The organism is Neobacillus sp. BP17 (assembly GCF_059579525.1).
This window is the reverse complement of record NZ_CM184198.1, coordinates 1,329,540-1,346,325: the sequence shown is the minus strand read 5'-3', so window position 1 is coordinate 1,346,325 and position 16,786 is coordinate 1,329,540. Positions and strand designations below refer to the sequence as shown.

Annotated in this window: 14 protein-coding genes; 1 reads left to right on the top strand and 13 read right to left on the bottom strand. The window is 38.7% G+C overall.

Translation table 11 applies throughout. The features are described from left to right. Positions 1-34 precede the first annotated feature (34 nt). Positions 35-1,216, top strand: a complete 1,182-nt coding sequence (locus tag AC4QJR_RS06410) for an ROK family transcriptional regulator (protein ID WP_496525682.1) — start codon at positions 35-37, stop codon at positions 1,214-1,216. A gap of 376 nt (positions 1,217-1,592) precedes the next feature. Here the strand turns inward: AC4QJR_RS06410 and moaD are convergent, their stop codons facing one another. From moaD to AC4QJR_RS06345, 13 genes are all read right to left on the bottom strand, one after another. After that, positions 1,593-1,826: a molybdopterin converting factor subunit 1 gene (moaD, locus tag AC4QJR_RS06405; protein ID WP_496525681.1), complete on the bottom strand. Its 234-nt coding sequence runs from the start codon at positions 1,824-1,826 to the stop codon at positions 1,593-1,595. Beyond that, on the bottom strand, positions 1,819-2,226 hold the full coding sequence (locus tag AC4QJR_RS06400; protein ID WP_496525680.1) for a molybdenum cofactor biosynthesis protein MoaE: 408 nt from the start codon (positions 2,224-2,226) through the stop codon (positions 1,819-1,821). The genes moaD and AC4QJR_RS06400 overlap by 8 nt, the downstream gene beginning before the upstream one ends. Before the next feature lie 292 nt (positions 2,227-2,518). Next, a complete protein-coding gene (locus tag AC4QJR_RS06395) occupies positions 2,519-3,511 on the bottom strand; it encodes a molybdopterin-binding protein (RefSeq protein WP_496526630.1) in 993 nt (330 codons plus the stop codon). Positions 3,512-3,919: 408 nt separating this feature from the next. Continuing rightward, positions 3,920-5,317: a sigma-54 interaction domain-containing protein gene (locus AC4QJR_RS06390; RefSeq protein ID WP_496525679.1), complete on the bottom strand. Its 1,398-nt coding sequence runs from the start codon at positions 5,315-5,317 to the stop codon at positions 3,920-3,922. Between the two features lie 222 nt (positions 5,318-5,539). Further along, positions 5,540-7,312, bottom strand: coding sequence for a sigma 54-interacting transcriptional regulator (locus AC4QJR_RS06385; RefSeq protein WP_496525678.1), 1,773 nt, complete (start codon positions 7,310-7,312; stop codon positions 5,540-5,542). An 816-nt stretch (positions 7,313-8,128) separates the two neighbouring features. Then, positions 8,129-8,590: a pyridoxamine 5'-phosphate oxidase family protein gene (locus tag AC4QJR_RS06380; RefSeq protein WP_496525677.1), complete on the bottom strand. Its 462-nt coding sequence runs from the start codon at positions 8,588-8,590 to the stop codon at positions 8,129-8,131. Between the two features lie 48 nt (positions 8,591-8,638). Continuing rightward, a complete protein-coding gene (locus tag AC4QJR_RS06375) occupies positions 8,639-9,448 on the bottom strand; it encodes an alpha/beta fold hydrolase (RefSeq protein WP_496525676.1) in 810 nt (269 codons plus the stop codon). Between the two features lie 416 nt (positions 9,449-9,864). Then, a complete protein-coding gene (locus AC4QJR_RS06370; protein ID WP_496525675.1) occupies positions 9,865-11,262 on the bottom strand; it encodes a UbiD family decarboxylase in 1,398 nt (465 codons plus the stop codon). Positions 11,263-11,336: 74 nt separating this feature from the next. Beyond that, positions 11,337-12,752, bottom strand: a complete 1,416-nt coding sequence (locus AC4QJR_RS06365; protein ID WP_496525674.1) for a sodium:solute symporter family protein — start codon at positions 12,750-12,752, stop codon at positions 11,337-11,339. A 56-nt stretch (positions 12,753-12,808) separates the two neighbouring features. Beyond that, positions 12,809-13,126: a UbiX family flavin prenyltransferase gene (locus AC4QJR_RS06360; RefSeq protein WP_496525673.1), complete on the bottom strand. Its 318-nt coding sequence runs from the start codon at positions 13,124-13,126 to the stop codon at positions 12,809-12,811. Positions 13,127-13,238: 112 nt separating this feature from the next. Then, on the bottom strand, positions 13,239-14,087 hold the full coding sequence (locus tag AC4QJR_RS06355) for a R2-like ligand-binding oxidase (protein ID WP_496525672.1): 849 nt from the start codon (positions 14,085-14,087) through the stop codon (positions 13,239-13,241). 62 nt (positions 14,088-14,149) lie between these two features. Further along, a complete protein-coding gene (locus AC4QJR_RS06350; RefSeq protein ID WP_496525671.1) occupies positions 14,150-15,301 on the bottom strand; it encodes an iron-containing alcohol dehydrogenase family protein in 1,152 nt (383 codons plus the stop codon). A 13-nt stretch (positions 15,302-15,314) separates the two neighbouring features. Beyond that, entirely contained in the window at positions 15,315-16,772 is a 1,458-nt protein-coding gene (locus AC4QJR_RS06345) for an aldehyde dehydrogenase family protein (RefSeq protein WP_496525670.1), read from the bottom strand. Positions 16,773-16,786: the final 14 nt, after the last annotated feature.

The following is a 16,786-nucleotide window of genomic DNA, read 5'->3' as shown; positions in this document are numbered from 1 at the left end:
ATTTTTTCCTTTTAAAAAACTAAGGAGGTTCTTTATGCTCACAGGAGATGCAGCATTTATCAAAAAAATGAACAGATCGTTAATCTTAAGTAAAATTGTTGAGCATAAAATGATATCTAGAGCAGAGTTAGCAAAAATGACGGGATTAAATAAAGCTACAATCTCAGTACAGGTATCCGATTTGTTAGAAAAAAAATTAATTATTGAAACACAACAGGAACACAAAAGTTTAGGGAGAAGGCCAGTCATGCTCTCTGTTAACCGTGAGGCAGGTTTTGTCCTCGGAATCGATTTGGATAAAAATTCAATTACATTTACCATATCAGATTTAATCGGTACTTCCGTTCAGACCGAAATAATTGAACTGCAAGTATCAGCTTATGATGTCATTCTGGATTTATTAATTGAACAAATTAAAAGTTATACACAAAGGTTCGCTCCTTCTTATTACGGTATTGTTGGAATTGCGATTGGAATCCATGGAATTGTCAATAAAAATGAAATGGTTGATTATGTCCCCCAACATGGCTGGCAAAACAAAAACTTAAAAAAAGACTTAGAGAATGAAATTGGAGTCAAAGTTTACATCGAAAATAATGCCAACTTATGCTCGATTGCGGAAAAAGTGTACAAACACCATCAAAGTAGCAACTTATTATCGGTTAGTTTGTATTCTGGAATTGGAATTGGATTCATTATCAATGGTGTATTATTCAAAGGATACCACGGCTATGCAGGTGAGATTGGGCACATGATTGTCGTTCCAAATGGCCTGCCCTGCAGTTGCGGAAATTTAGGATGCTGGGAGCAATACGCCTCTGAAATGAGCCTATTTATCAAATTGGCTGAGAAACAAAAAGATTTGGCTTTCAACTTTGAGGATATCCAGCATCGGATTAAAGAACATGATTCTGCTTTCAATGAAGAGTTAGATCAATTTCTTTATTTTCTTTCGATTGGGTTAAATAATTTAATTAACCTTTATAATCCTGAAATCCTAGTGGTCAATAGTGAAGCACTTCGTTTATTTCCAGATACCGCCAATAAACTCAAAACCCATCTTTCTTCCTCAATTAGCCATTTTTCTGAATTGTATATCTCTGAATTTGGCAAAAAGGCATGTATTATGGGAGCCTGTGCTTTAGCCCTTCAAAACTTTTTAGGAGTTTCAGAGCTATGTTTAACTTTGAGCGAAGAAAGCTTTCCCCATAAATAGAAGAAGTAAAAAGTAACAATAATCTGAACCAATCAGAACCAATTCACGAAAATAAAATGTGAATTGGTTCTCTCTGGAAAATCATCTACCGTTAAGCCAAACAGCGGGGAGGCATTTTCAGCCCCTAATTCATGTGACTCATATTCTATGGTAGAGACAAAGGGTTCCTTGGCTACTAAAAATGTTTACCATCTATTAGTTTTTAATAATAGAAAACAACTGTTTATTTCTTATAACTAAATCATTTATATAGAAAGAATCTACTTAATTTATTTTATGTCATTAATTTTATCTTAATGCAAGAAAGGGCTGCTACCCGGCAGCCCTCACCATAATATTCATTTTAACAGTACACCGTTTCCTGACTTGTTCCCACTTAACCGCCGCTTACTGGCGGGATGAAGGCGATGACATCCCCAGCCTTGATGATTTCCTTATCCGGTGCGAATTCCTCGTTAATGGCAGTCATTACATTATCGATTTTGGTAAGCTTGTAGGTTTCCGTAACCACTTCCTTTAACTCGCGAACCGTTTTCCCTGCTGCATCCAGCATTTCTTCTTCTTGACCAACTTCATCACGAAGAAAGGCAAAAAACAATAACTTATTCATCTAAATCCCCCTGTTTAGGCCCCCCGGTGAGACACCTCACTGTTTCGAGTTGATTACAAATCCATTTTTTACCATTTTTCCAATGCTCTTTTTTCCAAATTGGGACAATTTGTTTGATTCGATGAATAACATAGCGATTGGCATCATATGCGTCAGCACGATGTGGAGTGGACACTGCAATTACAACTGCGACCTCAGTTATATCCAAGCGGCCGATACGGTGGGGGATGGCTACTTTTGCGCCGGGCCATCCCTCCTCGACTAAAAATAACGTTTTTTTACCATGTGTTAACTCTCGCACTGTCCCGATAAAGGTAGTAATTGCTCCGGCCTCGCGTTGTACCACTTTATCAATCACAGATTGAATATTGATTGGCTCTTTTGAAATTTCAAAGTTCATTAACTCGCACTTTCCTTTACCATTTTTTCTGTTCCTTTTACAAAAAAAACGTTTAAGGTGCCATTCACCTACCAATTGTTTCAGTTAAGTTAAGTGCATTAGTTCTCTTTCCGACCATCCCTTATAAAGTTATACTTTTTTTACTATCTTGAATCTATTAATTTTCGTTTATAAACAGTAAACAATGGTTACAGGAATGTGTAAATCACGTAGAGAACGATTTAACGTATCATATACTTTTATTGAGTTTTCTTGTATTGGTTTTCCTCACTCTTTGTTTCTAGAAGTTATTTTAACATTTATGAAATCCGCCATATCCAAGTTTAATGATGTCATTTTCCGCTATTTTTTCACCAGCTAGGATACGCGGCAGAAAAACATCAAATGACGTAAAAGGGTCGTGCATAACACAGCCAGGCAAGCCTAAAACAGGTGTTTCATTATAATAGGAAACTAGCATCATTGAGCCAGGCAACATTGGGATTCCATACCTAATAATATCAGCACCGATATTGTTAATCGCTGCAGGTGTACGGTCGTCAGGATCGACTGACATTCCGCCTGTCACTATCACCATGTCCAGATTCTGTTCTAGTAAATATCTTATTTTAGTTTCTATTACATCAGATTGATCGGGCACAAAACATTGATCAACAATCTCCGAACCAAAATATTCTACTTTCTTCTTGACTATAGGTCCAAATTTATCTTGGATTCTTCCTTCAAATACCTCGGTACCGGTAGTAACCATACCAATCTTTAACGAGCGGAACGGAATAACCTTCATAAGAAAAGAATGTTCTTTACAAATAGATTCAACTTTCCTAATTATGGACTCTTCCAAAATTAGCGGAATCTGTTTCACTCCAGCAACGGCTTCATCCTTTTTTACAGGGCGATTGGTAACTAGAGTAGAAAGAGAGATTCCTAGTTGTTCGTTGATTTTATGTACGGCTTTTTCATTGACTTTTAAAAGACCATCAATCTTGCTTTTAATCGTCATTTTTCCTTCCGAAGGCCCTACAGCGAATAAGTTTTCTCCAGTTATCGCACTGCTTAGACGAGCAGCTGCGTCATCCTCGTGGATGTAATTTTCCGGTATATCCAAAATGTATATGTGGTCTTTTCCTATATTTAATAATTTTGGGATATCCTCTTCTCTGATTATATGCCCCTTTTTAAACAATCTCCCTTTAAACTTTCCTGGTATAATCTGTGTAAGATCGTGAGCAAGCGCCATACCAACAGCCTTTTCCACTTTTATTTCCTTCATAAAAGCTTTCATCAATGGACTTACCTCCTATACTTTTTAAAGATACAAGGTCAAGATTTTTATGTAACTTTTTAAATAACATACATTTTGATCATTCCAAAGTTTTTACGTTTAATAAAAATTTGAATTAATCATTCTGGTAAATCTATTGTGCTGCATGCGGAGTATTTCACATGCAGTCCTTTGAATAAATATAGTTGTGACCGTCTAGTTAAGTGATACACTTAAATGGAAATTAGATTAAAACCAATATTCTTTGACATGACTTGCCTTATAATTGTATTGACAGTTGGCTATTCTTAATGCCTATTTTTCGGCGGTAAGCCTACTTAAAATTTTTTGAATGACGATAAAGGGATGCAAATATAAAAATAGCTTTCCTATAAAAGAAATATCACATATTTTAATAGCGAGTTTCTTCTAAGATGAAGAGACATTTATATCATGTTTTTTCATTTTGCGGATTAAAGTCGTATGTGAAACGCCCAATGCCTTGGCTGCTTTGCGAATACTCCCTTCCTGCTGGATCATGCTCTCAATTAGATTTATCTCCACAGACTCAAATAAATTTTTTGCAGTTTTCTCCTTTTTTAGAAGTTTTGATAGACTGACATCTGCATTTTGCTTTGCAATGGGCAGTTCATTAGTTTCTATTACATCGTTTTTGGTGGTTAGAACAAGCCTCTCTATAATGTTAGATAATTCTCTGATGTTACCTGGCCAGTGATATGCACAAAGTAAATCTATAGCGGCCTTAGAAAGCGATTTATTTTTTTCATATTCCTTATTAAAATTTCGAAGAAAATGACCGATTAACAATGGGATTTCGTCCTTTCGTTCCCTTAATGACGGAATTTGAATTGGGATGACATTCAATCGGTAATAAAGATCTTCCCGAAATTCCCCTCTGGAAACCATAGATTCCAAATCCCTATTGGTTGCTGTGATAATCCTCACATTGCCCTGAATCACCTTCGTTCCGCCGACTCGAGTAAACTGCTGATCTTGAAGGACCCTTAAAAGTTTCGCTTGAAGTTGCAGGGGTAACTCTCCGATTTCATCTAAAAACAATGTTCCTTGATTTGCCAGTTCAAATAACCCCGGCTTCCCTTCTTTCTTCGCCCCGGTAAAGGCACCGGTATCATATCCGAAGAATTCGGATTCCAAGAGATCCTTTGGTATGGCCCCACAGTTCACTTTAATAAAAGCTCCAGAATCTTTCCGTTTACTTGTCTCATGGATTTCCCTAGCCAAGACATCTTTACCTACCCCAGATTCGCCCAATAAAAGTATCATCGAGTCAGTCTGACCAATATAATGAATAAGCTCGATGATTTCCTCCATTTGCCTGTTAGCGGTGATAATTCCCCGTTTGGAATGGTGCTGTCGAAGTTCCAAAAGTTCCGTATAATATTTGGCGGAAAGCCTTTCAATTTCTTCTACCTTTTTCTTCATATTTATCAGCTCGGTAATATCATGGGTAATGGACAGCATCCGAATTAAACGGTTTTTATCATCAAACATGGGAATTGCTGTAACCAAGACATTAATTCCATTCTGATACTGTTGAAAGTCGGTTATCATTTGTTTTTCCTGTAAGGCTCTTAAGGTGACAGATGGTTTTTGAAAGATTCCACTATCTACAATATCCCGGATATTCCGCCCAGCATAGGCTTCTCGAGGCAGGTGACTTAATTTGAGCATTGCCTGATTGACCAATAAAATTCTTCCTTCCTGATCTATCACCAAAATTCCATCATGGAAATTTTCCACAATCGTCCGATATAATTCTAAGTCAGGCACCCTTGTAAGTCCCATGTCCCCCTCCTACAATCTAATAGTATACTATTATTGAAGAGAATATTTTTTGAATTGACTTTTTACATCATACAAGACGTTTATAAATTATGAGACTCTTGCTTTACGATAAGTTAAGCTTTAGTAGAAGTGCTTCCAAGGCTCATAATAAGCGAAATTCACCCCAAAATACTAATAGTCTGAAAAAATAATTCTAATCAAAGGAGTTATTGTTATCTTCCTTTAGCGTATCTTCTCAAGGGAAACCCCAAATTTTTTCAATTTATTAAGTACAGTTGTATGGGGTACTCCTATGGCCTTTCCGGTTTTTCGAACTGATCCGTATTTCTTAAGGGCTTGGATCAGCGCTTCCTTTTCCACGTGCTCGAACAGGTTATCTCTTTCTGCCGGATCGTTCCAAAACAGCTTAAGGATATCCAAGTCAGCCTTAGGTTCCTGTTGGATTATCGTATTTTCTTCCGCCTTGCTGCATTCGCTTACCTGCTTGGGAAGGTGGCGCGGTTCTAAGACTTCATCACGGCAGGTTAGCACGAGTCGTTCCACTATATTGGACAATTCCCTCACATTCCCAGGATAGTGGTACAATAACAATTGATCCACTATTTCTTTTGAAAAGCGTTTCGTATATTGATATTTCTCATTAAACTGCTTCAAAAAATAACCAAGCAGCGGGATGATATCATCCTTTCTTTCCCTTAGCGGCGGGATTCTGATTGGCACGATATTTAAGCGATAATAGAGATCCAGCCGGAACGTACCTTCCTCCACCATCTTTTCCAGGTTTCGATTAGTTGCAGCGATAATCCTTACATTAACCTTGATCGTTTGTGTCCCACCAACACGCATAATTTCCTGTTCCTGAAGAACACGCAGCAATTTTACCTGCATTTCCAAAGGCAACTCTCCGATTTCATCTAGAAAAAGGGTTCCGTTATTGACCAGCTCAAAAACACCTGGCTTTCCTCCTTTTTTCGCCCCAGTAAAAGCACCCTGTTCATATCCGAACAATTCGGATTCTAGCAAATTAGGGGGAATCGCTCCGCAGTTGACTTTCATGAATAAATTTTTTTTTACACGTAGGCTGTTTTCATGCAGCAACTTGGCAATGACTTCTTTCCCAACACCGGATTCTCCTAATAACAGCACAGTAGAATCGCATGATGCAACATGATAGACAAGGTCAAGAACCTCCTGTATTTCTTGGCTGTGGACAATCATTTCCCCTGACGCATTTATTTTCTCAAAGCGCAACTGTTTGAGTTCGGATTGAGTAAGGGATGACAACCTTTTGGATTCATCCATTTGTTCCTGAATTCTAGTTAATTCAGAGATATCCCTAACGTTTGCCAGAACCCGGATCAAATCTCCTTTTTGATCGCAAACGGGCGTGGCTGTAACTAAAGTATATAATCTAGTGTTTTTATACTTCTGGATGTTAGTATAAGACTTTCCTAATTCAAGTGTTTTCATCACAACAGAATCATTCAGAAAAAGTCCTTTGTCAACTAAATCGGTCATGTTCATCCCGATTATTGCCTCTTTGCTCAGCATAGCTATCTGTTCAAATGCTTTATTAATATGCAGGATACAGCCCTCTCCATCGGTAATCAGGATTCCATCGAAAGAATTATCTATGACCAGCATCAAATGATTCAATTCATCCTGAAGACAGCGGTAAATATTATCCGATCTAATAATGCCGCAGTAAATTCCGTCCTTTACTACAGGATGGAATTGATTGGTGAAGGATGACAAGCGATGAAACTCGGTCGTACAGTCGATTGTTACACATTTCTTATCGATGTACTCTTCGATAGAACTATCTGAATCTTTATTTAGTAAATCTCTCGCATGAATAATTCCTATGAAATTCTGATCAGACAAAACAGGAAGCATATCTAATTCTGCAATATTCATGTATTCAGACACTTTCCAGATAGGATCAGCACTCTGAACAACAGGAACAGTTTGTTCGATAATATCTGTCCATTTCATGGTACATCACCTTTTTGTCATATTTTTTGCAAGAATCGTATATTTTTGGAACATTACTAGATGAATTGATGAAAGGAAATCATTTTTTGTGCTATTTTAGTATTTATCCACTCTTTAATAGAAAATAAAGGTTTGAGAATCTAAAAAAAAATAGCTACACGAAATTTAATGATCGTTATTGGTATAAGAACAAAGTTGTCTTAGAAACGATAATTAACTTAAACATTGTTTTATTTAACAGCTTAGGTAAAAATCACGATCGATTATACCTTTACTTAAAATTATTTTGTTGAATCCTTTTACATAAATTTGACATGATTTCAGTCTCTCTAAAGTAAGTAATAAGCCATCGTATATTCATTTACGATGGCTTATTACTTACTTTAACTATTGTCAATAGAATAATAAAAAAATGTTTTAGTAATTAGGGTAAAAGTTCCTATACCATTTATCTCTTTATTGTCAAAATTGTAATACTCTTCTTATTAAACATTTATAGTGAACGCTTTCATAACTTAATATATAATAAACCCCTAACATGTATTTTTAAAATTTTATTTAGTTTATTTTAAAAATTTGATTAAGTTAATTTCAGCTAACATGGAACAAGACTCTTTTTTCTATGAAAAAAGTCTGATCAAAATCAGAAATATCAGTTGTTGGATTATCTTAATAAGGAATCAATCTAGAGGAAACAAGGAATCTATGTTTCTAGTGAGTGGTTTTTGTACCAGACCATTAATTCTGCTAGAAATCAGTAGGAGTCTCTCATCTATCAACATTCTTCGTATTTAAACCATCTAAAGTTTTGTTTTTTCATCTTAATAATTCCTCAATTGTTTCATACCAACGTTTGATAATAGTATCTGAATCTTTTAAGTTAATTTTGACACCTGACGTAATGTCCGCATATTTTGCTGTATCTTCTCGAACTGAGACAACTTCTGCTGAAAACCTTTCTCTTGTATGCTTAGCATTTGATAAGGGAGTAAGCCTCTGTAGGGAAAGCCTAATGTAATAAGCTTTTCCTGCGAAAAATACGACAAAAGTGGCTTGACTAGTTCGAAGGATATTATGAGTTGTAGTAGTATTCGGCCAAAGCGCCAATCTTAGCTTGGTACAATCCTTTGCTACAATCTCACCCACACTAATCATAGCTATATGAGGCCAAAGGTCTTCGGTCATAGTAAGCAACATCATAGCTTCGTGTTGTTTAGTATCCAGATCTTCCCCGTTTAAGAGTTTATATAACTCCTTTGAAATCTTCTGATTATCCATATTTACTCACCTTTTCCTATGACATCGACAAATGACTCCAGTTAAAGTTTAATTTTCTAATGTGGAGAGGAACTCCTTTAATAAATGATTAAACTCCTTCGGCTGATCCACATTAGCCAGATGACATGCCCTCGGAACAACCATTAGGTTTGAATCGGAAATACTTTCTGCAATCACTTGGGAGTAATGGAGTGGAGTTTTTTGATCATTCTCTCCTATCAATACCAGTGTTGGAATATTTATGTTCTTTAATCCGCTATCTAAGCTTGCTGAAAAACAGGTTTTCGCAGATTTCTGGTAGGCAACTGTCTCCATCTTTGCTATACTGTGCCGCATAGTTTCGCGAATGGATTGGGCTGTATTCGAAAATGATAGCGTTTGATCCAGGTATTGGTTTGCATACTTTTCCATCCCCAATTCCTTGGCAATTCCCGCCGTCAATCTGATTTTCTCAGGTACTGCTTCCGGTTCAATCCTTGCGAAGGTATCTGCCAGTACAAGACCACTAACACGTTCGGGATATCTTTGTGCAAAAGCAAGCGCCTGAACCCCCCCCATAGAAACACCGCAAATAATTATCCTTTGTAAACCTAAGAAATCTATTAACTGTAAAATGTCATTCACCCAAAGATCCAAGCTGATTCCTGTATACCTGGTAGATTTTCCATGTCCACGGGAATCGGGTGCGATCAATAACCTTCCTTTTCCATCTAAATCCTCTAATTGATATTTCCACATCTGATGATCTGTACCCAAACTATGAAGGAATACAATTCCCTCATGGGTTCCTGTGGTATTCAGATTCTCGGTCTGATTATGATAAAATAAACTTTCTTTATCGGTTTTCAAAAAAGGCATAAATTTCCCTCCAGTAAAAAAAACTTAGATGTCACAAATAATTATTTTGGTACCCAAGGCGCCCACCCGTCTATGGGTGACAAGCATAAGACGAGCCAGCTGTAGGGATGTTCTTTAACCTACTGGACGAATTGGCTTATGCCCTCGAGCCGATGGCGCCCTGACTAGATACGAAAACTAAGTATTAAAAACTTTCTTATCTTTTCCTGCTTTTTAAGTCTGCAGGGTTCAAGTATATAGCCAAAAAGTGGGAACCACACTCCCAAATCAGCGAAAAATAACAAAATAAGAAGAAAAGAATTCATTTCAGACTATCCTTTTTTATCCCTAAATATCTAAAAGAAAGACTAATAGAAAAAGCCGTATTTTAACGACCGTTTGAGTCAGCTTTTACTTTTCATAAGTTTTGACCTGTCTTACCGGTGTCTAACTTCTTCTAGATGAACGGATTGAATCGATTTATCACGATTGACATATTCATCAAGATTGCACTCATTATAACCCGGTATTTGAACACGCAAGTATTGCATCGGTTCACTGTTTAATGGAACTGTACAGTCCAATCCCATCTTCGAGCCCACTCCATCTCGGCTAGACGGATCAAGCTTTGAACTCTGGGCTTCATGAACCACAACTAAATCTCTGTCCGCTTGAAAGCGGGTAGCGATAGCCCATTCCACCTCTTCCATATTAAAAATATCAACCTCTTCATCAGTTACAACGACATGTTTAATATCAAAACTATTAGCAAGAGCAGCTAAAATTGCATTTTTCGCTTCGCCTTCATTCCGTTTTTTTATTGAAACAATCGCATGGTAGCGACATGTGCCACCAGGGCTCATATGCACCGCTCTTACTGACGGGACGGTCTGGCGAATGCTTTGGAATAGACTTGCCTCACGTGGAATCCCACCAAGCAAAAGATGTTCGTATCCCGCAGGAACAATCGTATAAAAAATCGGATTGTTTCGGTGAGTTACTGCTGTAATCTCAATGACCTCCTTGTCACTGCGCGGCCCATAATACTTCGGAAATTCCCCGAAAGGTCCTTCCGGCTCACGAACATGTGGAAGAATTTTTCCTTCTAATACAATTTCTGCATAAGCCGGGACATCTATATCAACCGTCTTACAACGAACCACTTCTAATGGTTCTCCACGGAGAGCACTTGAAATTTCAAGTTCATCTACTCCGAACGGAGTGCTAGCTTGCGACGCCAGTAAGGTCACCGGATCGACGCCAATGGCGATTGCACATTCCAGTGGTCTACCCGCCTCTTCAGCCTGCTTATACAAATGAAAAGTATGGCGAGGCAAAATTAAGGCCCCTATCTTATTTTTCCCAGAAATTTGGAGCCGATGAATCGAAACGTTCTGCTTCCGAGTAACTGGATCCCTAACAATAAACAATCCAGCGGTGATGTAATTACCCGAATCTTTCTCATGGTGAACCGGAATTGGAAACATCTTCATCAAATCGATATTTTCTAGAATAATATTTTCTTTAACAGGGGCTTCCTTTTCATTAACTAGAAGACATGCTTCTGGAGCGGATACCGCCTTTGTGAATTTTGTTATAACATTGTATTGATCCGTTTCCAAAGCTTCTGCAAAATCCTCACGTGTTGAACAAATTCCTGATACGACAGGAATCTCATAATCTTCTACGCTAGTAAAATAGGTAGCCCTTTTTCCATCTAATTTTTTCGCAATAGCAGCAACCTCATATTCTAAACTGACATTTTTATCAATTGTCGCTAAACGACCCGTTGTTTGCAGGTGTGTAAGCCATGTCCGAAACGTCTTTGATCTCATAAATTGAATCCTCCTGATTTTTTTAATAGTTATTATTATTTACTTCATTTTAGCTTCAATTATAGCGTTCAGCCCTATATGATTTCCGTCTTGACGACCTTAGGTTCGTTGTGCGAAACTCTATTATTCTTATTGATGAAATGATCAAACAACATGACAATTAATGGAGTAACTGCAGCGACATAGATATTATCCATCCCTAATGGATCACCGCGAAGATACCAGACAGTTGTCGTAATCACGGCAAAGACCATTCCCAATACTGCTCCTCGTCCACTACTAAAACGCGGGAAATAGAACATCAAAATGACAATAACGGCTAAGGTGGTTCTTAAAGCTCTAGCAAAAAAGACAGTGCTTAATATTTCTGGTGCAAAAATCGCAAATGGAATCGGAATCAGTCCCATAACAATTGTTGCAATTCGGGCAAACCGCAGCGATTTCGAGTCAGAAGCATCTTTATTAAAAATGGGATTGTAGAAATCTTTCAATAGAAGGGCAGCCGACCCAATAGTTGAAGCTGCAACTGTACCAAAGACAGCAGCAATTAATCCAGCTACAACTAGTCCCGCCAGAAACGGATTCATTAGCGTTGTCATCATAGGGAAAGCTTCTGCTGGCGCGATGTTCGGAAAAACAATTGAGGCAGTCATCCCAATCAAAGATGCAATGATACCAACGGGAATTACCAGGAAACCGGCATAAAAGCTCGCTTTCTTGGCCTTAGCATCATCTTGTGTTGAAGATATCGCCTGGATAATATATTGAGTTGAAAAAATGGAACCGATATTAGCTATTGTCCAAGCAATGATTGTTGACACGCCGATTCCCGTCCAGTCAAACATCTCAGACTCTAGATTCAAGGATAACCCGGAAAGTCCCCCCGCTGCCGCCAAACCAAATGCAAGCGCCAGTATCAACCCCAAGTACTTGATAAAGGCGTGAATTAAATTGGTATATGCAACTGCGAACATTCCACCTAATGAGACATATACTACGGTTATCACCCCAACAATTATTGCAGCCATTGCATGTGGGACATTAAGAATTGCTGATAATGTAGCCGCTCCGCCAGCGTACATTGAAACATTAACTACTGCCAGGGCATAGATCATAATTAGTGAGGTTATAACACGTGCACCTTTCCCATACGTTTTGGCAATGGCTCCCGAGATTGTATACTCTCCTCGTTCATGAAACTTTTTTGCCATAGTGTATGCAAATAACGCAAATGCCAATGCAAGTGTAATCAAATTCCATGCTGCCGAAATACCTGTGCTGTAAGCAGTTTGGGCTGTTCCGATCGTTGAGCCGGTACCAATAAACTCTGACATCATTAAAACTCCAATAATAAAAGGCCCAAACGCCTTTCCGCCTGTCATGTACTTATCGGAACTTTTCGAGAATTTTTTTGTAAATAAACCAAAGAAAGCAGTAAGCAAAATATAAACGACGACAATTCCTAAAATTATTATATTACCATTAGTCACAGTAACTCCCCCATTTTAATCTAGAAATGAATTTATGAATTTTTAATTTATTCATGTTAATCTAGTCCATTCCAACGTTCAAAGAGTCGGGCATCAATGCCAAACTGATCTAAAGCCTTTCCTACGCTTTGATTAACAATATCATCGATTGATTTTGGTTTATGATAAAAACTAGGTACAGGAGGGAGGATTATTGCACCACTCTCTGTTACGGATTGCATGAGCCGAAAATGTCCTAAATGAAAGGGCGTTTCACGAACCATTAATACCAATTTCCTTTGTTCTTTCAACGTTACATCGGCCGCCCTTTTGAGTAAATTATCATTAAAACTATTAGCAATTGATGATAGAGTTTTGATCGAACATGGGGGCAATAATCATCACTGTAAACTAATTTTGCGTTCAATTACCGTTAAACGGTCAGTCGTTTGAAGATGCCCGAGCCAGGTACGCAATGGCTATGCTTTCATAATAAAAGAATCCACATTAAACGGTAACTGATGCACCTAATATGTCTTTAAGTCTGCGTTCAAACATTTTGGTTACTCTTTCACGTCCCCGAACTTCAGGTGGAGTTGGATATTCCATACCATCTACAACAACCGGCTGATCATATCGGATCAATATAAGGGGAAGATATTCCTCGTACAATGCAAGAATTCGCTTGGCATGCTCTGGTTTACGGGCAAACAGTTTTAGCATACGAAGTCCGAAACCAACATGACGTCCTTCGTCTTCCTTAATCCGAGCATATCCTTCACCCAAACCAGGAAATAAACCTTTACTCCCGAATACCGCTTGGAATACATCATATCCAGTCATCGCTTGAACACCTTCTATTATCCCTTGGTAATGGGTTAGCCCTTCAACCAGTGCCTCTTCACGTTCCTCTTCTCCCTGGTCAAGAGCAGCCAGCATCTTTTTCACACGCTCATCGAGCTTCTGCTGAACCGCATTTTTCACTGAAGGAATTCGCTCACGACCAATTACTTCTTTAAAATAGCGCATAAAGAATTCTGTATGCTTAAATTCTTCGAGCAATTGAGTACTGAGGAATGCCTGTTGTTCTGTAGAAGAACCTAACATGATCCAGGGACAGAACTTTAATGCTACATTTTCTTCAGCATCGAGAAATCCTGTACAGAAATGAATAAGATATCCTTTTAGATCCTCATCAAGCGCTTCATAGTCTCTTTTGTCTTGGCTGAGGTCAATAGCAGCAGGATCCCAAGTTCCAAATCGAATGGCTTTTCGATATAAATCCCATGCTACTTCATCCGTCGTCTTATCAACACTAGGAATTAGCTCTTCAATCTTATTTACATTTTCAGTCATAATCATTTCCTCCTAAATATTTAATGTGAATTTAAACACTTTCTTCAAAAGCTTTATATTTTCTAAAAAAGTTGCTTGAGTAGCCCCAAAATCTCTTCTTCTGTCGCTCGTCGAGGATTAAACTTCCACATTCCACTTTTCACAGAATCATTTGCAATCGCCTTTAGCTGCTCTTCTTTAACCCCTACCTGTTGTAATTTCTGCGGTAGTCCAACATCGTCACGTAACCTCGTTACCTCTTCTATAAATTGGTCTGTAATCTCCCAATCAGGTAACGATAGGTCGATGTCTCGAAAAACGCTGGCCATTTCAACGTACTTATCCATTAAGGATATCGAATTATAACGAATAACTCCCGGTAACAGGAGACCTATCGCCACACCGTGACTAACATGGGCATGACCGCTTACTGCACTGCCGATCGCATGTGTCAAACCTAGGAAGGATTGATTGAAAGCCATTCCTGCTAAAAGACTAGCCTCTGCCATTTTGATCCGTGCCTCAACATCCTCCCCATTATAAACGGCCCGACGAAGGTATCTGCTGACAGTGCTCATCGCTGACAGTGCAAGCACATCACTGGCAGGCTGGGATATCCGTGACACAAAGGTCTCTGCCCCGTGTGCGAAAGCATCGAACCCTGATGCTGCTGTAATTTTCGGTGGCGCAGTCATCGTCATTTTAGGGTCAACAATACTTATATCCGGTGCAACAAATGGGCTCGTTACCGTAACCTTCCGATTCTCCTCACAATCCGACAAAACAGCAAAAATAGTTACTTCACTTCCAGTACCAGACGTTGTAGGTATCGCAATGAGAGGTATATTGGAGGCCTGTTTGATAAGATTGACTCCAGCATAATCACGAATACTTCCACCATTGCTAGCGATGACACGGACACCTTTTGCTGTATCTATCGGACTGCCCCCACCAATGGCGATTAAAGCATCTCCTTCTTCCTGTTGAAACACTTGAGCTACTTTGTCAACGGTTTCAACACTCGGGTCCGGTTCCACTTCATCATAAACAACATAAGAAATTTGGTTGTCTTTTAATATCTTTGTTACATGCTCAATTAGACCCGAATTTAACACACCTTTATCGGTAACGATAAATGCACGTTTTACTTTAAAGGGTAAATTGCCAAGTTGTTTGATCTTGTTATAGCCAAAATGAATTTTCGTGGGCAGATGAAACTCAAATGAAGGATACATAGTGAATTCTCCTTTATTCTTCAATTTCGATATTAATATGTTTGGTTTCGGTATATTCCAATAATCCTTCTATTCCCCTTGTGCGTCCTATTCCGCTTTCTTTATAGCCCCCAAATTCAGTTTGCGGGTAATTCTTGTTATAGGTGTTAATCCAAACAGTTCCCGCCTCCACTTTTTTTGCAATACGCATTGCTCTGTTGACATCTTTTGTCCAGACCCCGGCAGCTAACCCAAAAATAGTTCCGTTAGCGAGGGAGATCGCTTCTTCCTCATCCCTAAACACTTGTACGGCAAGCACGGGGCCAAAAATTTCTTCCTGTGCAATTCTTGATTCCATTGGTACGTAATCAAAAATTGTCGGCTCGATATAAAAACCTTTATCGAATTCGCCTCCGATTAGCCTATTTCCCCCTGTAACAAGCTTTGCATCTTGTCTACCAATCTCGCAATATTCCAAAACTTTATTCAGCTGTTCTTCCGAGATTACAGGCCCCATATCGGTAGATTCATTTAATCCGTTACCTATTTTCAGCTTTTCAGCTTCTTTACGTAACCCTAGTACCACTTCCTGATGTATCGATTCATGGACAATCACTCTTGAACCCGCGAAACACATTTGGCCGGCAGTAATAAATGCTGATTTTGCTACAGTTGGAATAGCCTTGTTTAGATTTGCATCAGCAAATAATATGTTTGGAGATTTCCCCCCAAGTTCAAGAGCTAGTTTCTTCACCTTTTCTGCTGCTTTTTTCATTAAATTTTTGCCGGTAGTCGTGTCACCTGTAAAGCTGATGGCGTTAACATCAGGATTTGTCGTCATTTCATCTCCGATAACCTTACCGGGGCCTGTCACGATATTAACAATTCCAGGTGGAAAATCATCAATTTTTTCGATTAATTTGACGATCGCAATGCTCACAAGCGGTGTTCGGCTTGCCGGTTTTAGAACTACTGCGTTTCCTGCAGCAAGTGCAGGAGCAATCTCGCGAATCATTAGCATTGCCGGCCAGTTCCAGGGTGAAATAATCCCTACAACTCCAATCGGCTCTTTGTCAATAATTCCATATGAAGTGGAGGAAAGATTAATTGACCTTCCGAATATGCTGCGAGCCATACCTGCAAAATATTTTAGGGTATCAATACAAGCGTCCAATTCTATACGTGACTCTTTGATTGGTTTTCCGTTCTCCAACGTTAGAATTCTAGCAATTTCTTCTCTTTTTTCCTTCAAATTATAGGCCCATTGCATTAAAGCATCAGAACGTCGCGAAGAATTTGAACGCCAATCTGATTTTTCAAATGCCGACTTCCCATCCTTAATGGCCAATTTAATATCTTCTAAGCCTGACTTTTGCGACTCTCCAATAATCTCAGCCGTAGCTGGATTGACAGATTCCATCGTTTCTCCAGTTTCAGCTTCCCGCCACTCGCCATTAATGTAATTTTTAGTAACCTCTATTTTGGTAAGCATTTTTTCCCTCCCTA